The 25710-nt window shown below is 50.7% G+C and carries 25 protein-coding genes and 1 pseudogene; 20 read left to right on the forward strand and 6 right to left on the reverse strand.

What is annotated here, in order from left to right; genetic code table 11:
* The first annotated feature begins 28 nt into the window (after positions 1 to 28).
* The 9 genes and pseudogenes from feoB to B5E77_RS01865 form a co-directional block, all read left to right on the forward strand.
* Complete coding sequence (gene feoB / locus B5E77_RS01825; protein ID WP_087163690.1) at positions 29 to 2368, forward strand: ferrous iron transport protein B; 2340 nt, start codon at positions 29 to 31, stop codon at positions 2366 to 2368.
* 465 nt (positions 2369 to 2833) lie between these two features.
* On the forward strand, positions 2834 to 3223 hold the full coding sequence (locus tag B5E77_RS01830) for an RNHCP domain-containing protein (protein ID WP_087163691.1): 390 nt from the start codon (positions 2834 to 2836) through the stop codon (positions 3221 to 3223).
* A complete protein-coding gene (locus B5E77_RS01835) occupies positions 3207 to 3617 on the forward strand; it encodes an RNHCP domain-containing protein (RefSeq protein ID WP_087163692.1) in 411 nt (136 codons plus the stop codon). The genes B5E77_RS01830 and B5E77_RS01835 overlap by 17 nt, the downstream gene beginning before the upstream one ends.
* Before the next feature lie 93 nt (positions 3618 to 3710).
* Complete coding sequence (gene spoIIID, locus B5E77_RS01840) at positions 3711 to 3965, forward strand: sporulation transcriptional regulator SpoIIID (protein WP_087163693.1); 255 nt, start codon at positions 3711 to 3713, stop codon at positions 3963 to 3965.
* 413 nt (positions 3966 to 4378) lie between these two features.
* A complete protein-coding gene (locus B5E77_RS01845) occupies positions 4379 to 4714 on the forward strand; it encodes a nucleotidyltransferase domain-containing protein (protein ID WP_087163694.1) in 336 nt (111 codons plus the stop codon).
* Positions 4707 to 5135: a HEPN domain-containing protein gene (locus B5E77_RS01850; protein ID WP_242963545.1), complete on the forward strand. Its 429-nt coding sequence runs from the start codon at positions 4707 to 4709 to the stop codon at positions 5133 to 5135. The genes B5E77_RS01845 and B5E77_RS01850 overlap by 8 nt, the downstream gene beginning before the upstream one ends.
* Before the next feature lie 46 nt (positions 5136 to 5181).
* Complete coding sequence (locus tag B5E77_RS01855; protein ID WP_087163695.1) at positions 5182 to 5682, forward strand: TIR domain-containing protein; 501 nt, start codon at positions 5182 to 5184, stop codon at positions 5680 to 5682.
* Entirely contained in the window at positions 5651 to 6622 is a 972-nt protein-coding gene (locus B5E77_RS01860) for a macro domain-containing protein (RefSeq protein WP_087163696.1), read from the forward strand. Before B5E77_RS01855 ends, B5E77_RS01860 begins: the two co-directional genes overlap by 32 nt.
* Before the next feature lie 220 nt (positions 6623 to 6842).
* Positions 6843 to 6980 (forward strand): annotated as a pseudogene (locus tag B5E77_RS01865) (sporulation transcriptional regulator SpoIIID); the annotation flags it as partial.
* Positions 6981 to 7146: 166 nt separating this feature from the next.
* On the opposite strand, the gene B5E77_RS01870 reads toward B5E77_RS01865, so the two are convergent.
* Complete coding sequence (locus B5E77_RS01870; protein ID WP_087163698.1) at positions 7147 to 9006, reverse strand: ABC-ATPase domain-containing protein; 1860 nt, start codon at positions 9004 to 9006, stop codon at positions 7147 to 7149.
* Between the two features lie 246 nt (positions 9007 to 9252).
* Between B5E77_RS01870 and B5E77_RS01875 the strand changes: the two genes are divergently transcribed.
* Genes B5E77_RS01875 through B5E77_RS01885 form a run of 3 tightly spaced genes read left to right on the forward strand, consistent with a single transcriptional unit; the run spans position 9253 to position 11521 of the window.
* Positions 9253 to 9474, forward strand: coding sequence for a hypothetical protein (locus B5E77_RS01875; protein ID WP_087163699.1), 222 nt, complete (start codon positions 9253 to 9255; stop codon positions 9472 to 9474).
* Positions 9471 to 10259 (forward strand): C39 family peptidase, encoded by a 789-nt coding sequence (locus tag B5E77_RS01880; protein WP_242963547.1) that lies wholly within the window; start codon positions 9471 to 9473, stop codon positions 10257 to 10259. Before B5E77_RS01875 ends, B5E77_RS01880 begins: the two co-directional genes overlap by 4 nt.
* 11 nt (positions 10260 to 10270) lie before the next feature.
* A complete protein-coding gene (locus tag B5E77_RS01885; protein WP_143468563.1) occupies positions 10271 to 11521 on the forward strand; it encodes a hypothetical protein in 1251 nt (416 codons plus the stop codon).
* 219 nt (positions 11522 to 11740) lie between these two features.
* On the opposite strand, the gene nagA is transcribed toward B5E77_RS01885, so the two are convergent.
* From nagA to B5E77_RS01900, 3 genes are all read right to left on the reverse strand, one after another.
* Positions 11741 to 12883, reverse strand: coding sequence for an N-acetylglucosamine-6-phosphate deacetylase (gene nagA, locus B5E77_RS01890; protein WP_087163701.1), 1143 nt, complete (start codon positions 12881 to 12883; stop codon positions 11741 to 11743).
* 172 nt (positions 12884 to 13055) lie between these two features.
* On the reverse strand, positions 13056 to 14252 hold the full coding sequence (locus B5E77_RS01895) for a helix-turn-helix domain-containing protein (RefSeq protein WP_162609619.1): 1197 nt from the start codon (positions 14250 to 14252) through the stop codon (positions 13056 to 13058).
* A gap of 162 nt (positions 14253 to 14414) precedes the next feature.
* A complete protein-coding gene (locus B5E77_RS01900; RefSeq protein ID WP_087163703.1) occupies positions 14415 to 15830 on the reverse strand; it encodes an amidophosphoribosyltransferase in 1416 nt (471 codons plus the stop codon).
* Positions 15831 to 16055: 225 nt separating this feature from the next.
* Between B5E77_RS01900 and fba the strand changes: the two genes are divergently transcribed.
* From fba to B5E77_RS01930, 6 genes are all read left to right on the forward strand, one after another.
* Positions 16056 to 16994 carry a class II fructose-1,6-bisphosphate aldolase gene (gene fba, locus B5E77_RS01905; protein WP_087163704.1) on the forward strand — a complete coding sequence of 313 codons (939 nt, stop codon included), beginning with the start codon at positions 16056 to 16058 and terminating at the stop codon, positions 16992 to 16994.
* Between the two features lie 80 nt (positions 16995 to 17074).
* Positions 17075 to 17572 (forward strand): DUF2752 domain-containing protein, encoded by a 498-nt coding sequence (locus B5E77_RS01910; RefSeq protein ID WP_087163705.1) that lies wholly within the window; start codon positions 17075 to 17077, stop codon positions 17570 to 17572.
* A gap of 100 nt (positions 17573 to 17672) precedes the next feature.
* Entirely contained in the window at positions 17673 to 18077 is a 405-nt protein-coding gene (locus tag B5E77_RS01915) for a hypothetical protein (RefSeq protein WP_087163706.1), read from the forward strand.
* 243 nt (positions 18078 to 18320) lie between these two features.
* Entirely contained in the window at positions 18321 to 18662 is a 342-nt protein-coding gene (locus tag B5E77_RS01920; protein ID WP_087163707.1) for a PadR family transcriptional regulator, read from the forward strand.
* Positions 18659 to 19312 carry a DUF3887 domain-containing protein gene (locus tag B5E77_RS01925; RefSeq protein WP_087163708.1) on the forward strand — a complete coding sequence of 218 codons (654 nt, stop codon included), beginning with the start codon at positions 18659 to 18661 and terminating at the stop codon, positions 19310 to 19312. The genes B5E77_RS01920 and B5E77_RS01925 overlap by 4 nt, the downstream gene beginning before the upstream one ends.
* A gap of 173 nt (positions 19313 to 19485) precedes the next feature.
* Positions 19486 to 20058 (forward strand): hypothetical protein, encoded by a 573-nt coding sequence (locus tag B5E77_RS01930; RefSeq protein WP_143468564.1) that lies wholly within the window; start codon positions 19486 to 19488, stop codon positions 20056 to 20058.
* On the opposite strand, the gene B5E77_RS01935 is transcribed toward B5E77_RS01930, so the two are convergent.
* A complete protein-coding gene (locus tag B5E77_RS01935; protein ID WP_087163710.1) occupies positions 20012 to 22621 on the reverse strand; it encodes a cation-translocating P-type ATPase in 2610 nt (869 codons plus the stop codon). The genes B5E77_RS01930 and B5E77_RS01935 overlap by 47 nt on opposite strands.
* Before the next feature lie 241 nt (positions 22622 to 22862).
* On the opposite strand from B5E77_RS01935, the gene guaA reads away from it, so the two are divergent.
* On the forward strand, positions 22863 to 24404 hold the full coding sequence (gene guaA / locus B5E77_RS01940; protein ID WP_087163711.1) for a glutamine-hydrolyzing GMP synthase: 1542 nt from the start codon (positions 22863 to 22865) through the stop codon (positions 24402 to 24404).
* Between the two features lie 226 nt (positions 24405 to 24630).
* Here guaA and B5E77_RS01945 read toward each other — a convergent pair whose 3' ends face one another.
* The gene (locus B5E77_RS01945) at positions 24631 to 25158 is read right to left on the reverse strand and encodes a helix-turn-helix domain-containing protein (protein ID WP_087163712.1); all 528 of its coding nucleotides are present in this window, start codon (positions 25156 to 25158) and stop codon (positions 24631 to 24633) included.
* 353 nt (positions 25159 to 25511) lie between these two features.
* Between B5E77_RS01945 and B5E77_RS01950 the strand changes: the two genes are divergently transcribed.
* The gene (locus tag B5E77_RS01950; RefSeq protein ID WP_087163874.1) at positions 25512 to 25691 is read left to right on the forward strand and encodes a transcriptional regulator; all 180 of its coding nucleotides are present in this window, start codon (positions 25512 to 25514) and stop codon (positions 25689 to 25691) included.
* Positions 25692 to 25710: the final 19 nt, after the last annotated feature.

Here is a 25710-nt window from a genome sequence, read left to right on the forward strand (position 1 = left end):
GAAAAAGACACAGAAGAGGGGCATACGTATGACGTTAAAGGAATTACCAATCGGAAAGACGGCGACTATCGTATCAGTCGGCGGAGAGGGGGCGCTGCGGCAGCATTTTCTGGATATGGGGCTGATTCCCACAGGAGATGTGACCATGGTGAAATACGCTCCGATGGGCGATCCGGTAGAGCTTCGCATTCACAGCTATGAGCTGACGCTGCGTCTGGCGGACGCAGAAAAGATAGAGATTGAAAATATACGGGACGCGGAGGAGGCGCAGAAGAAGGAGCTGAAGCAGTCCGTGCCTCATCCGGGTCTTGGAGAGGGCGGGAAATTTCACATGAAGGCGACGGAAAATCCGCTGCCGGAAGGGACGGTGCTGACCTTTGCCCTGGCGGGCAACCAGAACTGCGGGAAGACGACGCTGTTCAATCAGCTCACCGGATCCAGCCAGCATGTAGGAAACTTTCCGGGTGTGACTGTGGACCGCAAGGACGGGCAGATCCGGGGAAAAAAGGATACCCTGGTCACGGATTTGCCGGGCATCTATTCTATGTCGCCCTATTCCAGTGAGGAAATTGTTACAAGAAATTTTGTGCTCAACGAGCATCCGAAGGGGATCATCAATATTGTGGATGCTACCAATATCGAGCGGAATCTGTACCTGACCATGCAGCTGATGGAGCTGAACATTCCCATGGTACTGGCTCTGAACATGATGGATGAGGTCCGGGAAAACGGGGGCTCCATTCTCATTAACCAGATGGAGGAGATGCTGGGAATCCCGGTCGTGCCGATTTCCGCTGCGAAAAATGAAGGCATTGACGAGCTGGTTTCCCATGCGCTTCATGTGGCAAAGTATCAGGAGCGTCCCCAGGAGATTGATTACTGCGACGCAAATGATGACGGCGGCGCCGTACACCGCTGTCTGCACGCAATTATGCATCTGATAGAGGATCATGCGGAAAAAGCAGAGATTCCGGTGCGCTTCGCGGCCTCCAAGCTGGCGGAGGGCGACAGACTGATCCTTGATCTGCTGAATCTGGATGAAAATGAAAAGGATGCGCTGGAGCATATTGTAAAGCAGATGGAGAAGGAGCGCGGACTGGACCGCGCCGCAGCGATTGCGCATATGCGCTTTGATTTTATTGAGAAGATCTGCAGCGAGACAGTGGTGAAGCCAAGAGAGAGCAGAGAGCATATCCGAAGCGTGAGGATCGACCGGATTCTGACCGGAAAATACACGGCGATTCCCTGCTTTGTGGTGATTATGGCGCTCGTCTTTTTCCTGACCTTCAGCGTGATCGGCGCTTTTCTGTCGGATATTCTTGATATGGGAATTACGGCCCTGGCAGATCTTGTGGATCAGCTTCTGGCAGCAGGAAACGCTAGCAGTGTCATCCGTTCTCTTGTGATGGATGGCATTTTCGGCGGCGTAGGAAGCGTCTTAAGCTTCCTGCCGGTGATTGTGACGCTGTTTTTCTTCCTGTCTCTGCTGGAGGACAGCGGATATATGGCAAGGGTGGCGTTTGTGATGGACAAGCTGCTGCGTAAAATCGGCCTGTCCGGCAGGAGCATTGTGCCGATGCTGATAGGCTTTGGCTGCACGGTTCCGGGCGTCATGGCGAGCCGGACGCTGCCTTCGGAGCGTGACCGGAAAATGACGATTCTGCTCACTCCGTTTATGAGCTGTTCGGCCAAGCTGCCGATATACGGCTTTTTTACAGCGGCATTTTTCCCGAATCAGGCGGCTCTGGTTATGATACTGCTTTATTTTGGAGGAATCCTGATGGGAATTCTGATGGCCTTTCTCCTGCGGCATACCATGTTCAGCGGAGAGGCCGTGCCTTTTGTCATGGAGCTTCCGAATTACCGGATGCCCGGGGCGAAAAATGTGGGGCATCTGCTCTGGGATAAAGCAAAGGATTTCCTGCAGAGAGCATTCACGGTTATTTTTGTGGCGACGATTGTGATCTGGTTCCTTCAGACCTTCGATCTGCATCTGAGCATTGTTTCGGATTCCAGGGACAGCCTTCTGGCCATGGCGGCAGGTGTGATTGCTCCGATCTTTGCGCCCATGGGCTTTGGTGACTGGAGGGTGTCTACGGCTCTGATCAGCGGCTTCATGGCGAAGGAAAGCGTCGTGGCGACTCTCTCTGTGCTGTTTGGCAGCACGGAGGCTCTGGTGGCGGCGATCACTCCGGCCGCGGCGGCAAGCCTTCTGGCCTTCTGCCTGCTCTATACGCCCTGTGTGGCTGCGATCGCGGCGATTAAGAGAGAGCTTGGCGGGAAATGGGCGGCAGGCGTGGCAGTCATGCAGTGTGTGGTTGCGTGGATTGCGGCCTTTGTGGTATATCAGCTGGGAATGCTTCTGTAGCAGCCGGGCATGGCGCTGTCAGAATGGAAAACAGAAGAGGAAAAGCAGAAGAACCCTGTACTGAAAAATTTTTGTAAGAATCTTGCACAGAAAAACTTTCTGTGCTATGATATCAAAAGCAGATAAGAAAGGGAGGTGGCTTGATGTCCGCTATTCGCTGAAACCGGGACAATAAAATGATTTTATTCTCATCTATTCTATTATGATGGGTTTTTTGTTGTACCTATTTGCGAATAGCTTCATCAGGCTGGCTCTGTCGTGTGGGCAGTTCTATTTGGACTGCCTTTTTTCACCATTTTTCTCCGGCAGTTCAGGCTTGTATATACCTTAGAGGGCAGAACCGCCGCAGAGGAGCTAAAATAGCAGAACAGGTATGCGGATAACTCGAAATAATGGGTTATCCGTTTTTTATTGTCTCCATAGAAAACAGAAACGGTTTAAATTCATAGAAGGAGAGAGTATATCATGAAAAAAGAAAAAGAAGCATACAAATGTCCCATTTGCGGCTGGCTGCCTCAGAGAGGAGAGAAAGGCAGGAGATGGACGCACTGTCCGAACTGCCTGTCAGGAATCCATAAAGAAAACGGGGAAGGGCTTGAGTGCGGCGGTACGCTTGAGCCGGTGGGCGTCTGGGTGAAGTCAGACAGGGAATGGGAAATCATCCAGAGATGCAGCCTGTGCGGGGAGATGGTATCGGATCCGATGTCGGAGGACGACAGCCCTGTAAAGGTTTTATCCATCGCGTCAAAGCCCCTGTCAGAGCCTCCGTTTCCGGTAGAAAGGATGGAGGAGCTTACCAGGATGATGGGCGGACGCGGCGATTTGGGAGGTTATTATTATGAACAGAGAAAATAAAAAACGAAAATATGACAGGAGGTATTTCCGTACACATCCATGTACGGACGCCTTCACCTGCAAGGTCTGCGGCTGGCCGGTAGTCTCGACAGGAGCAGGCAGCAGCCACAGAAACCACTGTCCGAACTGCCTGTACAGCATTCATTTGGACAACAGCCCGGGTGACAGGGAATCCGGCTGCCATGGGCGGATGGAGCCTATCGGCGTATGGGTGAGAAAAAACGGGGAATGGGCGGTGATTCACAGATGTACCGTCTGCGGAAAAATCAGCTCTAACCGGACGGCGGCCGACGACAATCCCATGAAGCTGATGGCGCTTGCCATGCGCCCGTTTGGCAGCCCTGCGATTTCTCAGAAGAATATTAAAAATATGACGATCACGATGGAAGGGTGAAAGAAAAGGCAGACGCTGTCAGACAAAGATCTTAAGAATACGCATTTTGTCTTCCGCATAAGATGTAAAAAACAGTTCTTATGGGGGAAGACCTTGAAGGATTATATTGAGGAGCGTGCTGTCAGCATTGCAAATTACATAATCGACAACAATGCAACAGTGCGCCAGACTGCGAAAAAATTTGGAATCAGCAAAAGTACAGTACACAAGGATGTGGCCGAGCGTCTTCTGCATATCAATCCCAGTCTTGCCAGGCAGGCCCGGGTTGTGCTGGATATCAACAAATCAGAAAGACACATCCGGGGAGGAATGGCGACTAAGGAAAAATATCTGCATCAGCATGGATAAAACAGGAAAATGTAAAGCGGAAGCAGACTGTACGGAAAACGTACAGCTGCTTCTGCTTTTTTGTGAGAAATCTGAGATAACCTGACTGCCGCATCATACATAAATTCTGGTCGATTGATGCGTTTGCTCCAGAATTAGTAGTGTACCAAATGCAAAAACACAAATAAATTATTGCCATTGGATTATGTTATTAAGCCTGGATAGTGATATACTATTAAATAAAAAAGAAACGATATAATGACATTATGGCATGCACAAAAACACTCCCGGACATGTTATATTACTATATGATTTCCTATAGCTTATTTTCAATTTTATGATTTGATATACAAATTTTATGGTGTAAGATATAATGAAAGTGACATAGAGCGAAAGAGATATTTTAATTATTGTGAAGAAAGAGGTGAGGTTGTATGCCAGTTCATATATTAGATATAATGCAGGATTTTGCAAAGAATGTAAGAAAAATGTTGGGTAATTCGCTTGACAGTGTTATTGTGTATGGTTCCTATGCAAGGGGGGATTATTCCGAACTTTCGGACGTTGATGTAATGCTTCTGGTCTCTTTGGGAGAAGAAGACATAAAGAAGATTTCAGATCAGATTAGTGATCTTGCTTTTGATTTCATGATGAAGTATGGAGTGGACATTTCTCCGGTAATAACTAATACCGATCATTTTAACTATTGGGCAGATAACCTGCCATATTATCGTAATGTCAGAGATGAGGGGGTAAGGCTCAGTGCATGATGTAAATAAGGACATGGAATTATCGAGATACAGATTTTCTCTTGCGGAAGAAACTTACAAAAGTGCAAAAATGTGTTTTGATAATGGATTTTATAGAGACTGTATTAATCGTTCTTATTATGCGGTGTTTTACGGAGTACGTGCTGTCCTTGCGTTAGAAAGTATTGATTTCAAACGGCATAAGGATGTTGTGGCACATTTCAATAAAGAATTTGTTGCCACTGGTAAGTTTCCGGGAGAAATGGGCAGACGCCTGGCAAGATTGAAAATGAAAAGAGAAGAAAGCGATTATAATGATTTCTTCATAGCATCCGCGGATGAAGCAAAAGCACAGCTGGAGTCTGTAGAATATATATTGCCATTAATAGGGAAATATCTGGAGGCCTGTAATCCGAAAATCCATGAATATAACGATTTATAAATGACACTTGTGAAAAGAAATAAAGGTAGAAGGGAGATTTATTGAGATGGCATATAGGAACAAAGTATATGTATCAATGGATGCCGATAATGATTTGAGGTACTATAATTTGATGAGAGCATGGAGACAAAATGACTATACTCCATTTGATTTTTATGATGCCCATGATATCAATAACATATACGATAAAAGCGAAGCATCAATCAAAGCTGGGCTTCAGGAACGATTTAGAAATACAAAAGTATTTGTGCTTTTAGTAGGTGAACATACAAAGTATTTATATAAGTACGTAAGGTGGGAAATTGAACAGGCTATAAAAAGAGAACTTCCATGTATAGTCGTGAATTTGAACGGGAAGAGAAGTGCAGATGCAGATTTATGTCCTGCATTAATGAGGAATAATCTTGCTGTGCATATCAGCTTTAATGCAAAAATATTACAATATGCTTTAGAACATTGGCCAGCTTCAGATGAACGTTACCGAAGAGAAGGAAAGACAGGAGCATATTATTATAATGAAAGTGTATATAAAGAACTTGGAATTTAAAATCTATCACAAATTTATCTTACCGGTCCGCAAAGAACCGATGGATTATATTTCTGGAGTTTTCGCTTTAATTGGAGGTTATTTTACATTAAGTGAAATAGAACTAGCAGTGTTAAAGACGCAAGTTTTGCTTGAGGTGTTTAGAGGACATAAATTAATAGTCCCATTATTGGCTATTATTCTGGTGCTATTGTTGCGGGGAAAGAAATTGGAACATCTTGAATACTTAGGCGAAAAAGATACCATTATTTCTTTAAAGATTGCAGACATACTGGATATAAAAGATTCAGCTGTTGTAATTCCGACCAATACTACATTCGATACAATAATGGATAGAAGTTTCATTAGTGAAAAGAGTGTACAGGGAAAGTTCCAGAAAAAGTTTTATGGAACCGATTTTTCGGCTTTAGATGCTGAGATTAAACAGTCTCTTGATGAATGTTTCCCTGATTGTTTTGAAGTTTTGTCCGACAGAAAAAGGACAAATACAAAAAGGTATAAGATTGGAACAGTAGCTAAAGTTACTCATCACGGTCAGCATTATTATTTTTTGGCAGTTGCGGACATTAGCAAATCCGGTAAAACTGAAAATGTAACCATGGAGAATATGACAAAAGCATTGGTAGGATTGTGGGAGTATCTGTCAAAAGAAGGTCATACAGAACCCATTACTGTACCAGTAATAGGGACTGGACGTGCTGGCTTAAGTGATGGAACATTTGAGGATGTTGTTCATGAAACGATATTTTCATTTGTTACAAAATCTCAGGATGAATTTGTGTCGAGAAAGATGACAGTTTGTATGTATCCCCCGTCGCTTTCGGAAGCCAATGTTACTTGGGAAAGGCTATGTGACTATCTTGATTGGCAATGTCATTTCTTTTCGGAAAACAGAAAGAGATTACAAGCGTCAAGAATAATGGGAAATGCTGTTGATTAATATTTCTACATATGGACAGATTATATGGCATTGTTTTAGGGAGAATTCATCATATAATCAATTAGAAACATAGTACACCACTTTAAATAAAATATTTATTGGTATATCAGTTAGTATTTTTGCTCTATTTGCGAAAAATGCTTTGTAGTAAGCAGGGCAACTGAGTGAGAATTATATTTTTCATATGAGGCTATTTTTTATTCTTACCTTGATACCAGCAGATGTAGCCGAGCGTCTTCTGCACATCAATCTCAGCCTTGCCAGGCAGGCCCGGGTTGTGCTGGATATCAACAAATCAGAAAGACACATCCGGGGAGGAACGGCGACTAAGGAAAAGTATCTGCATCAACATGCATAAAGGAAATAAAGAAAAGAAGCGGAGCATCTCACTTTGGGAAAGGCGGATGCGTCCGCTTTTTTCTAAATGGCAGAATAATGATGCGTTCCCATTTCTGCGGATTTGTTGTGCCTGCGGGTGCGCAAGAATATGCTTGGCTGATTGATGCGCCTGTGCAGTTGGGATCTTATACAATCAGCTTCCGGTAGCGGTTCACACAGGCCAGGATCTCCTGCCGCCTGGGCCGCGCCAGAGAAGCCCGGACATCCAGCCGGGAGAAATCGGTTTTTCCGGAGCCGGTTCCCTGAGCGAACAGGCTCTCCAGTCCTTTTTCATCCAGCAGCTTTTCGACGAGGTCTGCGAGCTCTGTCATGCTGCGTCTTCCGTCCATGACAGAAAGCTCCAGATATTTGAGCAGATAGGCCAGGGCCATGGTCTGCTCGCTGTCACGGAGCTGCTCCAGATAACGGAGCTCTACGGCGTCATGGTTCAGAGAAAGCTCGCTGGTTCCGAGAGCTTTCAGTTTCAGCCGGTCATCCTTTTTCAGCGCGGCGTTTGGACGCGGGCAGCGCTTTTTCGAGTATTCCGGGAAGCGGCCCTGCGGCGCGGAAAATACAGGGAAGGCCGTAGCGGCTTTTTTGGCCTTTTCTGTAATATCCAGGGGCGTGTACTCTTTCATCTGGATAATGTGATCTGCCACATGGAAATAGGAGCCGGAGCTTCCTGCCACGATGATGGATGAGATCCCGAAGTCCTCGTAGAGGCTCCGTACCCGCTCAATAAAGGGGATGATGGGCTCCTCCTCGGGGGCGACCACCTGCTGCATCAGCTTGTCGCGGATCATAAAGTTGGTGGCGGAGGTATCCTCGTCAATGAGAATCAGAGAGCTTCCGCTCTCGATGCTCTCCATCAGATTTGCGGCCTGGGAGGTGCTGCCGCTGGCGTCCTCCGTGGAGAAATGCCGCGTATCCTTCCGTCCCGGAAGCTGGCGGATAAACGGGGAAATATCCACGCCGGAAATACTGCGCCCATCCTCCGAGCGGAGCTTCCAGGCGCTTGCGTCTGCGATGACAAGCTCTCTTCCGTCTCCGCTGATGTGATTGTATACTGCATTCTGCAGGGCCTGCAGAACTGTGGACTTGCCGTGGTAGCCGCCGCCTACAAAGAGGGTGACGCCTTTGGGAATGCCCATGCCGGATATCCTTCCGCGGTGTGGAAGCTCAAGGCTGACTTCCAGAGAGGACGGGGAGCGGAAGGGAACCGCATTCTCCATGGGGCGGTCCGAGACGCCGCTCTGTCGGGGAAGGACGGAGCCGTTGGCGATAAAGGCGCAGAGGCCGAGCTCTGGCAGCATTTTCCGGATATACTGCTGATCCTCGCACAGCTCGATGGCTTCCTTCAGCTTATTCTGATTGATTTTCCGGTAGTACAGGCTGTTCAGCACGCAGCCTGGCAGAATGTCAAAGAGCATTTTTTCCAGCTCTCTGGCGTCGATGGTCCGGCCGCGCGCCGGAAAGCCAGCCTCAAAGCGCAGGATGACGCTGCCCGGAGCGAAAGCTGCGGGCCCCGGCTTTCCGGAAGCGGAAGCACTGTCCGCTTTCCCGGCCGTGCTGCCGGATTGTTCCGCCATGCTGCCGGTTTTCCCTGCCGCACCCGTTTCCTTCTCCGCGCCGGCTGTGCCGACGCGGCAGGCAGTCCTCTCGAGGACCTCCTGACCGCAGCGCGAGGCGGCTAAAAGTCCGCTTTTGCCGGAGCCTCCGGTCTGCTTGCTGCCTCTGGCAAGCTGGGCGCCAAACAAGCGCGTCAAATGGTCCTGCAGGGTAATTCTTTTTTCAAAGGTATTATAATATTCTGCGGGGAAACCGGCCCTTCTTCCGGACACATGGACAGAAAGCCGCGAGGGAGCGGCAAAGGGATCGCCCTGTACATGGTCGATGGAAAGCACATAGTCTCCAAAATCATATTGTCCTCTTAAATCCTTATATGCCGGATAGCCCCGGTGATCGATTGCACGGAGCCTGTTTCTTAAGTCTGTAGCCGACTGCACGATAATTCCTCCTTATTCCTTCGTCTTTCCCGCCCCCAGGATATCCGGATCCTGGCCTGTACCGGGAAGAACTCTACTGCTTATTTTAAAACAGAAATAAAAAGAGATCAATCTGTTGTCTAAGTAATAAAATCGTATATACTTATTAAGAAAATAATAAGAAAAGACGAGTCATACTCTGCTATAACTAAAGGCAGGAGAGATATGCCATGCAAACACAGAAAGGGGACATAAGGAGAGGGGGAAATGGCATGGAAAGAGACAGAAGAGAAGTACGGGAAATACAAAGGAGGAGGACAGGAAGTCCTGACAGAAGGGAACGCCCGGCCTCTGGGCAGAGAAAGCGAACCGCTGCGGAGCCTGGACAAAGACCGCGGCAGTCCGGGCGGGAACGAGAACCTGGCAGCCAGCGAAACAGGGAACGGGAGCCCGGCAGCCAGCGGAACAGAGAACGGGAGCGGCGGATGAGGGAACGGGAACAGCGGGAGCAGCGGAAGAAGCGCCGCCGCAGGGCGCGGCGCCGTTTTCTGGGAAAGCTGGTTTTGGCGGTGGTATTCTGCATAGCCGTTGTCTTTCTGGCCCGGGCAGGGTGGAAGTACCTGCAGAGCCGTATGGAGGTCAGTCCGGAAAGGCTGGCGGAGGAAGGGTATCCGGAGAGCCTGATTGAGCTGCTGGAAAAAAATCCGGAGACAAAGGATTTTGTATTGAATTATCGGAATTATCCGGGACTTCAGGAGATAGATGTCTCGGGAGAGGTGAAGCAGGGAGAGATTCCGCTGTTTCTCCAGTGGGACGAGCGCTGGGGCTATGAGACCTACGGAAGCGACTTTCTGGCGGTCACGGGCTGCGGGCCGACCTGCCTGTCCATGGTTCTGTGCGGCCTTACGGGAGAGTCCAGATGGAATCCGCTGGAGGTGGCCCGGTGGGCGGACGAGCAGGGATATTACGTGGAGGGCTCCGGCTCCTCGTGGGATCTGATGATGAGCGGAGCCCAAAGCCTTGGCCTGACCGTCTCGGAGGTAATTTTTGATGAAGAGCATATTCGTTCGACCCTGGAGGAGGGAACGCCGATCATCTGCGTGGTAGGCCCCGGAGACTTCACCACGTCAGGACATTTCCTTGTGCTCACAGGAGTGGACGATTCGGGAAAAATTCTTTTAAAGGATCCGAACAGCCGGATCCGCACGGAGAAGGCATGGGACGTGGAGGATCTGATGGCGCAGATCCGGAATCTCTGGGCCTATAGCTATTAGGAGGGAATGGAATGAAACGAAGGAGGACAAGGAAAATAGTTTCGTTTTTGGCGAGCTTCGGTATGTGTCTCGCGCTGGCGCTGGCAGGCTGCGGAAGAGATGAAGGCCCGGCCAGTCAGGAGATAAATACAGAGGAAGAGCAGCTTGAAGGAGGCAGACAGGAGACAGAGACACAGGAAGGAGAGCCGCAGGGAGCGCAGGGGCAGGGAAAAACGGATACGGCAGACTCAGGCGGGGGCCGGCAGGAAAATGTCAGCTATCCCAGAGAGCTGCAGCGGGGAGAGCTTAAGGCGTTTACAAACTGGATTGATAAGGAAGACAATTACGGAAATTACGGCCTCCTCCTTTCTGAATATACCGATCCAAAAGCGGCAGATTTGAATCAGATCTTTTATACTGGAGCGGGAATGGAGACAGAGCCTTTGACGGAAGGGGAAAAGCAGGCTTATCTGGAAATCACGGGACAGCCGGAGATTTATACGGACATGACCCGCCTGACCACATCCCAGATCAATGACTTTCTGGAAAGCAGGCTGGGGTATACGCTGGATGAGATGACAGGAAGCCTTGACTGGACCTATCTGGAGGAGACGGACGCCTGGGTGCACCAGCACGGAGATACAAATTATACGCCCTTTACCTGTGTCGGCGGCAGGGAGATTCAGAAAGGAGTCTATGAGCTGGAATGCGTGCAGGGAGACGGACAGTCGGATCCGTCCATCTATCCGCCCTGCCGTCTGACCCTGACAAGGCACGGGGACAGCTATCGGGTTTTGTCCAATGTTTATGATGAAAGCATTCAATATTCTAAGGATGTCTGGAAAATGGAGGAGCAGAGCTTTGACGTAGACCTGGGCGGAAGCTGGGGGCAGGTGACCTTCACCTCCTACGGACCCAACACAAGTGTCTACAGCACCCAGGATGTGAGCTTTGCGCTTGTGAAGGACGGAAGCGTGGTTTATGAATTTCCGGATGTCATGGACGGTAATTTCCGCTCCCATGAGACCTTCCTCAATATTCTTGCGGTCAGCTTTCAGGACTACAGCGGAGACGGGGAAAAGGACGTGATCGTGATCTGTGAATACGCGCCGCTGATCACGACAGCCAGCGGAGGCACCCTGAAGGAGGTTCGTCTCTACCGGAATCTGGGCGACAGCTTTCAGCTTGACCGCGATAAGATGGACTGGCTTCAGGTCAACGATTACTGCAATACCATCGATCAGGTCATGGAGCATGTGAAGGAAGCTGCTGCGGACGAATGAGAGAAAGGCTGCCGGCGGGACGGCGGAGCACGGCTGTGGCATTAAGACAGCAGAGGTATAAGACAGAAGAGGTATAAAACAGCAGAGATACAAGATAGAAGAGGTATAAAGCAGCAGAGGCATAAGACAGCAGAGACATAAATGCAGCCGGGATGTGGAAATCCCGGCTGCGCCTGTATGTGCGCCCGGCAGGCGCACGTTCTGACAGCTTGCAGCGGTTCAGCCAAGCTGGGCCTGTCCGCGGCACCAGGTCTGATGAACCTTGTAATCCGGTTCCAGGACTACCAGGTCAGCGTCATATCCTACGCCGATCGCCCCCTTATGATCGTCGATGCCAAGGCAGCGGGCAGGGTTGATCGTGCAGGCGTTGATTGCATAGTTAAACGGAACCATAGCCTCCTCTACAAGGATCCGGAGACCATCGTTCAGCCGGAGCGTAGAGCCTGCCAGGCCGCCGGTGGAGGTCAGATGGGCGCTGCCATCCTCGTAGATGATGATTTCGTTTCCGCCGAAAATATATTTGCTTCCTGCCGGAGATCCCTTAGCCATCAGGGCGTCAGATACCATGATGGAATAATCCGGTCCCTTGGACATGAAGTAATTATTCAGGGCAGCGTACGTGGAGTGATTTCCGTCGCAGATGATTTCGCCGTACATGGTGCGGAGGCGGTAAGCGGCTCCCACCAGGCCGTTTTCACGGTGCTTGAAGGGAGTCATGCCGTTGTACACGTGGGTCATGGAACGGGCGCCGTGCGCGTAGGCCATCACGGCCTGCTCATAGGTAGCTGCAGAATGCCCGATGCTGACGACTACGCCGTTTTCAGTCAGATAACGGGTCAGGGCAAAATCGTCATCTGTCTCCGTAGCCATCGTGATGTATTTGATGTGTCCTTTGGCAGCCTCCTGATAATGCTTGAACTGTTCAATCGTAGGCTTTACGATGTACTGCTCCGGCTGGGCTCCCTTATATACCATATCCAGATAGGGACCCTCAAAATGGATGCCCAGGATTTCCGCGCCTTCGTAGCCATCATCCATGACCTTCGCCACATTGGCGACGGCGTCTGTCAGAACCTTCTCGCTCTGAGTGATTGTGGTAGCCAGAAAGCCGGTTACGCCTTCTGTTACGATGTTTTTCGTCCAGTTGCGTAAGCCTTCTTCATTCGCGTCGTTTGTATCGAAACCGAACGCGCCGTGGCAGTGGATATCCAGAAAGCCGGGCACGATGCGCAAATCCCCGTAATCCACGTCCGCGGGACGGCTTCCATAGGGAAGGATGTCCGTGATTTTACCATCGGTTATCTCAATCGCGGCAGCGATAAACTGATCCGCAATCCATACCTTTTTGCTTTGAATCAGCATAAAAAGTTCCTCCTGTTCTTTTGATAATCTTATTATATCACCGGGAATGGAAAAGAAAAGGTAAAGAGTTTGCATTTTTTAAGCCAAAAATTATGAGTTTCAGCAAGGCCGGCCGGTACACGCGCTTCTGCGTGTGTACCGACCGGCCTATATGGCTTTTTGTATGCCCGTGCTATGCTTTGTACAGGGTTTTGGAATACTCGCTGGGCGCCATGTGATATTTCTGGGTAAATGCCCGCGAGAAGTAGTGAATCGAATTGAAGCCGAGCATCAGCGCTATCTCGCTGATCGTATATTTGTTCTCGCAGATCATCTGGCGGCTTTTCTCCAGCTTCATTTCATTGATGTATTTCTTGGGCGAGATGTCCATGTTTTCCTTAAACAGAATCTGAAGCGAGGAGCGCGACATGGAAAATTTCTGACAGAGCTCTGCGATAGTCAGAGGCTCGTAAATCGTCTCGTCGATGTACGCCAGAATCTTTTCCAGCAGCTCGTCCTGATAGTGCTGCCGGGCTCCGGTGACAGGCCGGTCGTTCTTCTTCCCGATAAATTCCGACTGAAGAAGGCGGATGACAGTCTCCTGCAGCAGGCAGAGCATCAGGCTGTTCATATAGGGAATCTGCGAGGTACTTTCCGTGACAAAGGTTTTGATCAGGGTATAGATTTTTTTGTCGTAGCCGAAGACCTTGTTTAAAAGAAGCTCATAATGGGAGCTCTCTGCGTCGTAAACGACAGTTTCCATATCGAAAATGATCGTTACGTAGGAGCAGGAGTGGCCTTCAGGAATGTCCTGCGTATGGAACTGTCCTGGGCCGTAAATAATAAGCTCCTTTTCCTTCAGCTCGTAATGCTTTCCTTCCACATCTGTATTCAGGGTTCCCCGATCTACATAGGTGAGCTCGAAGTAATTGTGCTTTTCCCCTTTAAAATGGTAGCCGGAATTGCGGATGGAATAATAATATCCCAGGATCTCACTAATCCGGATGCGGGGAAGAATGCGCTCAAACAGATAAGGAGGGCTCAAGGTTTCCAGAGAATAATTGTAGTCTGCGGTCGTAATCAGCTTGCAGGTAATGTTGGATGTAACGGCTACGAGAGCAAAGTAAACCCCTGGATGAAGCTTTACAAGCCGGTGAACCGCAAAGACCTGCAGCTGTCCGGAATCCGGCGTATCGCCGACGATCAGGGCCGCCATGCCGCTCTGCATTTCCAGGCAGACCTCACAGTCAAAGTGATAGAGCTGGCTGACACTCCGCTTGGCAATCAGATGCCAGTCGCGGCTGATCATACCACACTCTTCCGGAACGATGGGCTGCTCATAGACAGAACCGAATTTTTCAAATTCCAGACTGGATGTCTTTAACTGCATAAAATACCTCCGTAATGCTAACATTATAACTTTTTTTGCTAAAATTGTCCAGACAAATGGAGATATATATAAAAAAAGAATAAAAAGAATAAACAAAAACTAAAGGACAGCTTCAAAATCTGGAAATGATTTTGAGGCTGTCCTTCTAAAGGCCTTCCGTGCTTATTCTCTGCCGTCCCAGCAGTAGGTACAGAGCTTTTCGCGGGGAAGTCCTGTGGATGCAATCAGGTCATCCAGCCGGTTGTAACGCAGCGTCGTGAAATTCAGCTGCCTGCGGATTTCCTCAAGCATGGCTTCATAGCGTCCGGTCTCCGGATCCGCATATTCCTGCAGGACCTCGTCCGTCACCGGGCCGCCCTCCAGCTTCTCGATCACTCTTCTTGCGATGAGATCCATTTCGGAAGAGGAACGGGAGAAATTCAGGTATTTGCAGCCGAACAGAATCGGCGGGCAGGCCGGGCGGATATGAACCTCCTTTGCTCCGCTCTGATAGAGAAATTCCGTAGTCTCTCCAAGCTGGGTGCCCCGTACAATGGAGTCGTCGATCAGGAGAAGGCGTTTCCCTTCGATCAGATCGTGCACAGGGATCAGCTTCATCTTGGCGATCAGGTTCCGTTTGCTCTGGATCGTCGGCATAAAGGAACGGGGCCAGGTCGGCGTGTATTTGATAAACGGGCGGGAGAATGGAATTCCCGAAGCGTTTGAATAGCCGATGGCTGCGGCCAGTCCGGAATCCGGCACGCCTGCTACGGTATCTATCGTGTCGGGGCCGAGCTGATCGCGCCCTGCCATCAGCTCTCCGCTGCGGTAGCGCATCTTTTCCACGCTCAGGCCCTCATAGGAGCTGGAGGGATAGCCATAGTAAACCCAGAGGAACGTGCAGATTTTCATGTCTTTCCCGGGAGCGGCCAGGGTCTTCACGCCTTCAGGCGTAAGAATGACGACCTCTCCGGGGCCAAGCTCCCGCTCTGTATGGTATCCCAGATTCAGGTAAGCGAAATCCTCGAAGGATACACAGTATGCCTCTTCCTTGCGCCCGATGACGAGAGGTGTCCGTCCGAGACGGTCTCTGGCGGCATAGACGCCCTTTGGAGTCAGGATCAGGAAGCTTAAGGAACCGTCAATCAGCTCCTGCGCGTAACGGATGCCGTCGATCAGGTTCAGCTTCTGGTTGATGATGGCGGCGGTCAGCTCCGTGGGGTTAATGTCGCCTCCGCTCATTTCCAGGAAATGAGCGTTCCCCCGCTCAAAGATCTGTTCCGCGATAGCGGCCGCGTTGTTGATCCGGCCCACGGTTGTGATGGCGAAGGTGCCATGATGGGAACGCACAATCAGCGGCTGGGGCTCGTAATCCGAGATGCAGCCGATCCCCAGATTGCCTTTCATTTCCTGCATGTCCTTGTCAAATTTCGTACGGAACGGACTGTTTTCAATATTGTGGATAGCCCGGTCAAAGCCCTTTTCCCCGTACACGGCCATACCTGCCCGGCGGGTGCCCAGGTGAGAGTGGTAGTCTGTTCCGAAAAATAGATCAAATAAACAGTCGCCCTTGGAGGCGACGCCAAATATTCCGCCCATAGATTCTCCTTTTCCAGTCTGCGGCGCAGAGAATATTCTGTGGTCTGCGTCAGATATCATAAATCGATTTTTTTACAGTATAACCCTATCACAGAACCCGTTTAAAGTCCAGAAGGAAAGCCCCGGCTTTTGTAAAATTTTCAAAATACGCATTGATGATTAGGGAAATTTGTAGTATACTAAGCCTGATCCTAAAAATAATCATGTAAAGTGAGGATGATACCAATGGCATTAGTAACAACAACAGAAATGTTCAAAAAAGCATATGAAGGCGGCTACGCAATCGGCGCTTTCAATGTGAACAACATGGAGATTGTACAGGCTATCACAGAGGCAGCAGGCGAGCTGAAGTCCCCGGTTATCCTTCAGGTATCCGCAGGCGCAAGAAAGTATGCGAACGCTACCTACCTGAGAAAGCTGGTTGAGGCTGCAGTGATCGAGAATCCGGATATTCCGATCGCTCTGCATCTGGATCACGGCGCAGACTTCGAGATCTGCAAGTCCTGTATTGACGGCGGATTTACCTCCGTTATGATCGATGCTTCCAAGTATCCGTTCCAGGAGAACATCGAGATCACAAAGAAGGTTGTTGAGTATGCACATGCTCACGGCGTAGTAGTAGAGGCTGAGCTTGGAAAGCTGGCTGGAATCGAGGACGACGTAAACGTATCCGCAGAGGATTCTTCTTACACCCAGCCGGAAGAGGTTGAGGAGTTCGTAAGCAAGACTGGCGTTGACTCCCTGGCTATCGCAATTGGTACAAGCCATGGCGCATTCAAGTTCAAACCCGGCACAAAGCCGCAGCTTCGTTTCGATATCCTGCATGAGATTGAGAAGAAGATCCCGGGATTCCCGATCGTTCTTCACGGCGCTTCCAGCGTACCGCAGGAATACGTAAAGATCATCAACGAGCACGGCGGAGCACTGAAGGACGCGATCGGCGTACCGGAGGAGCAGCTGCGTGAGGCTGCAAGATCTGCAGTGTGCAAGATCAACATCGACTCCGACCTTCGTCTGGGCCTGACAGCAGGTATCCGTCAGGTAATGTTTGAGCATCCGGACTACTTCGATCCGAGACAGTATCTGACTGTTGCACGTCAGAACGTAAAGGACGTAGTTGCTCACAAGATCAAAGACGTACTTGGCAGCGAGGGCAAGGCTTGAGCCCTGTAAACCATAGGAATGAAGAAAGACCGCAGCATTGTCTGCGGTCTTCTTTGCGTGAAGCTCTGCATAAGAGGGCTTTGGCCGGAGAAGCGCGGCAGGCAGGCCCGGAAGGGAAGCTGCCGCGCAGGAAGACAGGTCTGCCCCTTTTTCTGGATGATATCCGGATGCTGGCGCCTGCGATAGGAGCGATTCTGGCATACGGCCTGGTTACGCACCTGATTTTCGACCGCTTCTGTCCGATGCTGATTCTGACAGGCTGTCCCTGTCCCGGCTGCGGGATGACGAGAGCGCTGTTTCTGGCGCTGACAGGACAGTTTTCCAGGGCGTGGGAGTTTCAGCCTCCGGTCTACGGATGGATTCTGTTTGGGCTGGCGTTTGGAATCCGGAGGTATTTTATCCGGAAGCCATTTTCGCCCAGAGAAAAAAGCGGCTGGCTGCTGCTTCTTTCTCTTCTTCTAATCAGCAGCCTGGTTCTTTATGGATACCGGATTTTCCATGGATTCCCGGAAGGGATAGCGGAACCGGGACGGACGCTCCCTGAAACGGTAAAAGCCTTGTGTGACAAATTTATGTAAAATTTTATGACGGCGTCTTGAAGATGGACACGGAACATGGTACACTAAAAAGCATAAAATTTCTGCCGGCATGGCAGCTTCCATGAGGAGGGAATGTACAATGGACGATATGTACAATAACAGCAATACAAACGAGGAAAACGGCGGCAGCGCATACGAGGAGGCCGGTACAGCCCAGGAGAACGGCGGTTACCAGCAGCCGTATCAGCCGACTGTGCAGGAGCAGCTTCAGTACCAGTATCAGCAGCCTGACGACGAGCGGGAAGAGCCGGTTACCATGGGCGAATGGGTGATTTCGCTCCTGATCATGATGATTCCCTGCGTGAATATTATCATGGCCTTTGTGTGGGCCTTCAGCAGTAAGGAAAAGAAGAGCAAATCGAATTATTTCAAGGCTTACCTGATTTTTATGGCAATTCAGATTGTGCTTGCTGTGGTGCTTATGATAGTTTATTTTGTTTTTCTTGGCGCTGTGATTAGCAGCGTGGGCGGCTATTCTTATTAATTTCCGCCGATATACGGACAATCAGAAAAGATGGGAGAGCTGTTTTCCTCTGGAGACGGGGAAAACGGTTCTCCTTTTTAATGCCCCGCCAGCTTGCTGCGGGGTATTTGGCTACTCTCGTAAAAATTACGTTATGAAACAATGCTTTCTGTTGACAGTACATATATTTTGCAATAATATATATTTAGTAATACTAAATAATAAAACTGTGGGCATGAAATGTGAAGGTAAGGAAGTAACAGAGTGAATGCTAAGTATGAACGGCAGCTGAAAAAGGGAGTGTTTGAAATCCTTGTGCTGAAGCTTCTGAGTGAAGGGGAGAAGTATGGATATGAACTGCTGATGGAGCTGAAGGAAAGAGGCGGAGAGATGTTTGCGGTAAAGGAGGGAACCTTGTATCCAATTCTTTACCGGCTGGAGGATGACGGCCTGGCGAGCAGCCGCTGGAGCCGGACGGAGGGAAGAGAGATTTCCAGAAAGTATTATTCAATTACCCCAAAAGGACGCGGGGAGCTTTCAGAGCTTATGGAGCTTTGGCGCAGCTTTGAGAAAAACGTATCAGGGATATTGGAGGAAAAACGATGAACCAGGAAAGCTATCTGAAGGAAGTAGAAAAATATCTGAATTGCAGGAAGGCACAGAAAAAACAGATTCGAAGGGATCTGGAGGCGGATATCTGTGCGGCGTCGGAGCGCGGCGAAAGCTGGGAAGAGATTCGTGACCGCATGGGCGGGCCCAGGGAGCTTGCGCAGGAATTCAATGAAAATATGGGCAGCGGGAGCACGGGAAGGAAAATGAAGCGCTCCAGAAAAATTCTGTTGATTTGCGGGATTGTGGCCGCGGTGCTGGCTGTTCTGATTGCAGCGGCATATTGGTTCCTGCCTAAGAGCTATCTGATAGAAAACAGCGAGATTTTCGATGCGGAGACGGTGGCGGAGGAATCGGAAGAAATCGTGCTGCTTCTGAATGAGGACAACTATGAAGAGCTGCAGGAGAAATCTACCGATCAGATGCGGACAGTGATGACAGAGGAATTTATGCAGAACGCCAAGGCGCAGCTGGGCGGAGACTGGGGAGAATTCCAGGACTTCACGAACAGCATTTCTGTGGAGGTCGTCCAGCAGGGGAAGCATTTTGCACTCACAGAGCTGACGGCCCTTTATGAGAACCGGAGCGTCACATATCAGATCTCCTTTAATGAAAATATGGAGCTGTCAGGAATCTACATGAGATAATAAGAGATATCAGGGCCTCAAGCAAGCCTCATACCATACAGGGCGGTGCCAGGAAAATAAGACAGCTTCCCTGTCACCCCGAGGATTGTCAGAATATCATAATAATAAAAAACAGAAGGTATCCCGAAAGTGAAAGCTTTTAGGGATGCCTTTGCTATTTCTATGGTGATATTATGACAGTTTTATTTTGGGAGACAGGGGCTCTGGTGATTGCCCTGTCTGTAGATTCCTTTGCCGCGGGCCTGGCGTACGGCGCAGGCGGGATCCGCATGCCTGCCGTCTCGCTTCTGACTGCTTCTGCGGTATCAAGCCTGGTTTTGGCCTTTTCGTTTCTGCTCGGGGGAATGGCGGGCGGTTCGCTTCCGGAGGGGGCCGTGAAAGCCTTTGGCTTTCTGACGCTTTCGGCGATTGGCGTCTGGAAGCTGTTTGATGGTTCCGGCGGGGAAAGCGCGCAGAGCGCTGACAGGAACCAGGACCGGCTGGTATCGCCGGCGGAAGCGCTGGCACTTGGCGCAGCGCTTTCCGCCGACAGCCTGGCAGCCGGAATCGGGGCCGGCGCACTTGCCATGCCCCTTATCCCGGCTGTGACGGCTTCCTTTGCGGCCGGGTCGGCAGCACTTTTTCTTGGGTGCAGACTCGGACATCGTATGGCGGGTATGTCGAAGTCCCAAAGCCTTGGCGGCAGGGCCGCAGGCCGCGTCAGCGGCCTTCTGCTGCTGATTCTGGCGATTTCCAAGCTGATGTAGACGAGGTGCGGCGCGCCGTTTTCCCGGGAGCGAGCAGCAGGAGCTCATGAGCCAGAAGCGGCGCTGCAGCCAGCAGAATCAGCCGGGTCCACTCGGAGAGGGAAAGACGGCAGGTTCCAAAGGCTGCCACAAAATACGGAAATTCTGTAACCAGGATCTGAAGCGACAGACCGATGCAGAAGGCGGCAAGCATCAGCCGGTTTTCCAGGTGATTCTTGCGGAAAATACTGGTTTCCACATCGCGCATGCCGATGGCATGGAAAAGCTGGGAAATGCCGAGCACAGTGAAGGCGTAGGTCTGGCACCGGGTCAGGATCTCCGGCACGTCCAGGAGAATTTTTAAATTTTCCAGCGTCAGCGGCAGTTCGCCTGCAAGCAGCAGAGACACCGGGAGCTGCAGGAAGGCGGTCGTGCTGATAAAAGCGATCAAAAAGCCGTAAAACAGGGTGCAGCCAAGGCCGCCGCCCGCAAACAGGCTTTCATTCCGGGGACGCGGAGGCCGGCTCATGAAGTGGCGGGAATCATTCTGATCGACGCCCAGAGCCAGAGCGGGCAGGGAATCCGTGATCAGGTTGATCCACAGAATATGGCTGGGCTTTAAGGGGGAGCCGAGTCCCAGCAGAATGGCTGCAAGCATCGTAATGATCTCTCCGAAATTGGAGGAGAGAAGAAAGAGCACGGCTTTTTTGATGTTTTCATAGATGCCCCGCCCTTCTGCGATGGCCTTTGCGATGGTGGCGAAATTGTCGTCGGTCAGAATCAGATCGGCGGCGTTTTTTGCCACGTCTGTTCCGGTGATTCCCATAGCGACGCCTACGTCGGCAGCCTTCAGGGAGGGAGCGTCGTTGACGCCGTCGCCCGTCATGGCCACGATTTTGCCGGAAGCCTTCAGCGCTTTTACGATGCGGACCTTGTGCTCGGGCGATACCTGGGCGAATACGGAGAGACTGCGGGCTGCGGCGCGGAATTCTTTGTCAGACAGAGCGTCAATCTGCGGACCGCTCATACAGTCTGAGGGCTTTTCTGCAATGCCAAGCTCCTGGGCGATGACAAAGGCGGTATCGCTGCGGTCTCCCGTGATCATGACCGTCTTTACCCCGGCCTGGCGGAAATCCTGTACGGCCTTGACTGCCTCGGGACGGATCGGGTCAATCATTCCTGCCAGGCCTATGAAGGTCAGCCTGTCTTCGGAGGGCGTCTTATCTCCTGTGCGCATAGCGAGAGCCAGCAGGCGCAGGGCGCGGCCTGAGAGCGTGTGAAGGGCAGCTTCGATGCTTTTGCGCTCCATGCTGTCCAGAGGGCGGATACGCCCGGAAGAAAGGATTGTGTCGCAGCGTTTGAGGATGATATCGGGCGAGCCTTTGGTATAGGAGACGGAGCCGCTGTCTGTTTGATGAAGGGTAGTCATCATTTTCCGGTCCGAGTCGAAGGCGATCTCACCGATGCGCGGACAGGCCTTTTCAAGCCCGGGACGCTCCAGGCCAAAGCGGCGTGCCAGGTCAAGCAGAGCCAGCTCGGTCGGATCCCCCAGCCGGTTCCCGGGGTCTGCGACAGCATCGTTGCAGAGGGTAAGGCCCTCGAGAAAACGCCTGTCCCTGCCAGGCTCCAGCCGGGAGGCTTCCAGAATCCTCCCATCCAGGTAACAGGCTGTCACAGTCATCCGGTTCTGGGTCAGAGTTCCTGTTTTGTCTGAGCAGACGACGCTGACACAGCCAAGCGTCTCGACGCTTGGCAGGCGCTTTACAATGGTGTTTACCTTTACCATCCGGGAAACGCTTAAAGCCAGCACCATGGTTACGACGGCCGGAAGGCCTTCCGGCACGGCGGCTACAGCCAGGGAGATGGCCGTGATCAGCATTTCCATTACGTCACGCTTCTGGAGCACGGCGATGCCGAAGAGAAAGGCGCAGAGGGCGACTGAGACGGCGCTCAGCAGCTTTCCCAGATCTGCCAGCCTGTGCTGCAGGGGCGTGGTCTCGGAGGGAGTCTCGCCGATCATTTGCGCGATACGCCCGATTTCTGTATCCATGCCAATGGCGGTGACGATGCCTTCTCCGCGGCCATAGGTCACATTCGTGGACATATAGGCCCGGTTGTGCTGTCCCAGATCCTTTTCCACCGGCACAGACTCCCCGGTCAGGGCAGACTCCTCGATTTTCAGGCTGTTTACGGAAATCAGCTCCAGATCGGCAGGCACCTGCCGGCCCGCGTCCAGGCAGACGACGTCGCCTGGAATCAGGTCGCGGGCCGGAATCTCCACCTTCTTTCCATCCTTCCTTATCAGGGCGGTGGGACTTGTCATCTGTTTCAGGGCGTCCAGGGCTTTCTGGGCTTTTCCCTCCTGAATCACGCCCACCAGGGCATTGACCAGAATCACAGCCAGAATAATGGCTGTGTCGCTGACTTCACCCAGAAGCATGGAAATAGCCGCGGCTATAAACAGAATAAAAATCAGAGGGTCGTTGAGCTGCTCGAGAAAGGTTTCCGGCAGCGTCTTGCGGCGGGCGTCCTTTAAGACGTTCTGGCCGCGCTGGATGCCGGTGGAGGCGTCGTGGTTATTCATAGATTATCGGTCCTTTCTATTAAAGGTTATGGAGGAATACGGTTTCGCACCGGACGGGAAGGCCGCAGGGCTTTGTCCTAAGATATGAAAACAGGAGGACAGGTATGCCTCCGGAGAAATATTTGTGGCGCGCCGGGGCGCCAGATACAGGAATTTCCCTACTTGTCAAGGATTGGGGTATCACTTATAATAGAGACAGTGGCAGTGAAAGCACAGAAAAATTTGAGGAGGAAGATACGGCTTGAATAGAGAAATGGTTATCGTACTGGACTTTGGCGGGCAGTATAATCAGCTGATCGCGCGCCGGGTCCGTGAGTGCAATGTGTACTGTGAAGTGCACCCCTATACCCTGAGCCTTGAGAAAATAAAAGAAATGAATCCCATGGGAATCATTTTCACGGGAGGCCCAAACAGCGTATATGATGAGGCGTCCCCCCATTACCAGAAGGAGATCTTCGATCTGGGAATCCCGATTCTCGGGATCTGCTATGGCTCCCAGCTGGTGGCCTACACCCTGGGCGGTCAGGTAAAGACTGCGCCGGTCAGCGAATATGGCAGAACAGATACGACAGTTGATCAGACAAGCGTCCTCTTCCACGATGTGGAAAAGGAAACCGTGGTCTGGATGAGCCATACAGACTATATCGCGGAAGCGCCTGCGGGCTTCCGTGTCACGGCGCACACGCCGGTCTGCCCCGTGGCAGCCATGGAGTGCCCGGAGAGAAAGCTCTATGCGACCCAGTTCCATCCGGAGGTTATGCATACCCGCGAGGGACAGAAGATGCTGCGCAATTTCGTCTATGACGTATGCGGCTGCTCCGGCGACTGGCAGATGGGCTCCTTTGTGGAAGAAACGATTAAGCAGATCCGCGAAAAGGTAGGCGGCGGAAAGGTGCTCTGCGCCCTGTCAGGCGGCGTGGATTCTTCCGTAGCAGCCGTCCTGCTCTCCAAAGCAATCGGAAAGCAGCTGACCTGCGTTTTCGTAGATCACGGCCTGCTCCGGAAAAACGAGGGCGATGAGGTAGAGGCAGTTTTCGGCCCCGACGGTCCCTATGAGCTGAACTTCATCCGCGTCAACGCCCAGCAGCGCTACTATGACAAGCTGAAGGGCGTGACAGAGCCCGAAGCAAAGAGAAAGATTATCGGCGAGGAATTTATCCGCGTATTCGAAGAGGAAGCGAAGAAAATCGGCGCTGTGGACTTCCTGGTACAGGGAACCATATATCCGGACGTCATCGAATCCGGCCTTGGAAAGTCGGCCGTCATCAAGTCCCATCACAACGTGGGCGGCCTTCCCGACGTAGTGGATTTCAAAGAGATCATTGAGCCTCTGCGCATGCTTTTTAAGGACGAGGTCCGCAAGGCCGGCCTGGAGCTTGGCATTCCCGAGAATCTTGTTTACCGCCAGCCCTTCCCCGGCCCTGGCCTTGGCATTCGCATCATCGGTGAGGTGACGGAGGAGAAGGTGCGCATCGTCCAGGACGCCGATGCGATTTACCGCGAGGAAATCGCAAAAGCAGGTCTCGACAAGGGGCTTGGACAGTATTTTGCTGGCCTGACCAATATGCGGTCCGTAGGAGTTATGGGGGATTTCAGAACCTATGATTATGCGGTAGCGCTCCGTGCGGTGAATACGAGTGATTTTATGACTGCTGAGTGTGCGGAGATTCCTTATGAGGTTCTGTTTAAAGTGACCAGCAGGATTATTAATGAGGTTAAGGGGGTTAACAGGGTCATGTATGATTTGACCAGTAAGCCGCCTGGAACGATTGAGTTTGAGTGATGAAATGAGTTGTAAGAACCCAGTGTTTATGCGTGCTTCAAGCAAGTTTGTTTAAGTGCTGGCAACGATTTGGCAACATTTTGGGTATCACTCACTAAATAACAGAATACTTCAATAACAGAAAACCTTACTGATTTTCAGAAATGAAGCTGAAAGTCGGTAAGGTTTTTTGCGTGAATAAAGAACTGATAGGCGGTAGGAATAGTGTGTGTTTTAAGGTTGAAAATCAATTAGTTTCGTCTTTTAAAGCCTGTGTAATCAAGTCACTTAATCTTTGTGAGGGTACAGTTTTCTTCCAGTGATTTGAAGTATCTAATTCGGGATATTTGTATCGCCATTGGTCGTATTCCTCTTTGGTTATCTCTCCCCGTTCCAGACGGGCAGCCTGCTCCTGCCATGCGTGGAACATATCAAACATAGTGGAGTAGGTGGAGCCGGTGGACTTATCCAGCCGCAGGCATACTTCTCCATCAATCTCTCCGATTTTCAGCCCGTACATATCTTCCAGTGCAAAGAGTGTGTGCATAAGACCTATATAGCTGTCTATTTCCGGGACAGTGATTGCACGAGGACTTACATCAAGGATATGTGCCATTTCTTTTACAAGGTCTTGTTTCGGCGTTCTGGCTTCTGATTCGTACTGCGCCATACGAACATCAGAAGTTTTTCCGAGAAAACCGAGGATTTCGCCTAGCTGCTTCTGCGTCATGCCTTTTCGATTGCGGAAAAAGCGTATTCGTTTGCCGATTGCCATAATAAAACCTCCGTTGCAGTTATAGTGATACAACCATTCTTGACTTAAACAAATTTGTTGAATTTAGTATAACACGGCACAACAGGAATAGCAAGAGAAACTTAAATAAAAAAAGTTAATATTTTTCTGCAAACCACTTGACTTAACGGAATTTATTTAGTATTATAAATATAACTTAAACAAAAAGAGTTAAAAACTGAATGACCGTCCAAACTGAACAAACGCCATGACTTCCAGAAATGGAACGAGCGGCTCTCATATATGAGGGACTGGCACAGCGCCGAACAGGGTTGCCTGCCAGAACAGGGAGGCAGAACGGCGAAGATTTTAAAGGAAAGGGGGACGATAACGGAATGGCAGAAAAATCATTTATGACTGTGGAGGAAGTGGCAGCGGAATTGCGGGTGTCAAAGTCAAAAGCCTACCAGATTGTGCGGGAACTGAACGCAGAATTACAGAAACAGGGCTATCTGACGGTGGCGGGACGTGTGAACGCTACATTTTTTTACAAAAAAGTCTGTTACAGCGATTAAGCGGAAAGGAGATGATTTG

The organism is Lachnoclostridium sp. An131, from assembly GCF_002160825.1.
In the GTDB taxonomy this organism is placed as follows: Bacteria; Bacillota; Clostridia; order Lachnospirales; family Lachnospiraceae; genus Laedolimicola.

Bases quoted from the DNA above. Each gene is read 5' to 3' on its own strand.
- feoB (WP_087163690.1), top strand. From the start codon at position 29: ATGACGTTAAAGGAATTACCAATCGGAAAGACGGCGACTATCGTATCA.
- B5E77_RS01830 (WP_087163691.1), top strand. From the start codon at position 2,834: ATGAAAAAAGAAAAAGAAGCATACAAATGTCCCATTTGCGGCTGGCTG.
- B5E77_RS01835 (WP_087163692.1), top strand. From the start codon at position 3,207: ATGAACAGAGAAAATAAAAAACGAAAATATGACAGGAGGTATTTCCGT.
- B5E77_RS01845 (WP_087163694.1), top strand. From the start codon at position 4,379: ATGCCAGTTCATATATTAGATATAATGCAGGATTTTGCAAAGAATGTA.
- B5E77_RS01855 (WP_087163695.1), top strand. From the start codon at position 5,182: ATGGCATATAGGAACAAAGTATATGTATCAATGGATGCCGATAATGAT.
- B5E77_RS01860 (WP_087163696.1), top strand. From the start codon at position 5,651: ATGAAAGTGTATATAAAGAACTTGGAATTTAAAATCTATCACAAATTT.
- B5E77_RS01875 (WP_087163699.1), top strand. From the start codon at position 9,253: ATGGCATGGAAAGAGACAGAAGAGAAGTACGGGAAATACAAAGGAGGA.
- B5E77_RS01880 (WP_242963547.1), top strand. From the start codon at position 9,471: ATGAGGGAACGGGAACAGCGGGAGCAGCGGAAGAAGCGCCGCCGCAGG.
- B5E77_RS01885 (WP_143468563.1), top strand. From the start codon at position 10,271: ATGAAACGAAGGAGGACAAGGAAAATAGTTTCGTTTTTGGCGAGCTTC.
- nagA (WP_087163701.1), bottom strand. From the start codon at position 12,883: ATGCTGATTCAAAGCAAAAAGGTATGGATTGCGGATCAGTTTATCGCT.
- B5E77_RS01895 (WP_162609619.1), bottom strand. From the start codon at position 14,252: ATGCAGTTAAAGACATCCAGTCTGGAATTTGAAAAATTCGGTTCTGTC.
- B5E77_RS01900 (WP_087163703.1), bottom strand. From the start codon at position 15,830: ATGGGCGGAATATTTGGCGTCGCCTCCAAGGGCGACTGTTTATTTGAT.
- fba (WP_087163704.1), top strand. From the start codon at position 16,056: ATGGCATTAGTAACAACAACAGAAATGTTCAAAAAAGCATATGAAGGC.
- B5E77_RS01915 (WP_087163706.1), top strand. From the start codon at position 17,673: ATGGACGATATGTACAATAACAGCAATACAAACGAGGAAAACGGCGGC.
- B5E77_RS01925 (WP_087163708.1), top strand. From the start codon at position 18,659: ATGAACCAGGAAAGCTATCTGAAGGAAGTAGAAAAATATCTGAATTGC.
- B5E77_RS01930 (WP_143468564.1), top strand. From the start codon at position 19,486: ATGACAGTTTTATTTTGGGAGACAGGGGCTCTGGTGATTGCCCTGTCT.
- B5E77_RS01935 (WP_087163710.1), bottom strand. From the start codon at position 22,621: ATGAATAACCACGACGCCTCCACCGGCATCCAGCGCGGCCAGAACGTC.
- B5E77_RS01945 (WP_087163712.1), bottom strand. From the start codon at position 25,158: ATGGCAATCGGCAAACGAATACGCTTTTTCCGCAATCGAAAAGGCATG.
- B5E77_RS01950 (WP_087163874.1), top strand. From the start codon at position 25,512: ATGGCAGAAAAATCATTTATGACTGTGGAGGAAGTGGCAGCGGAATTG.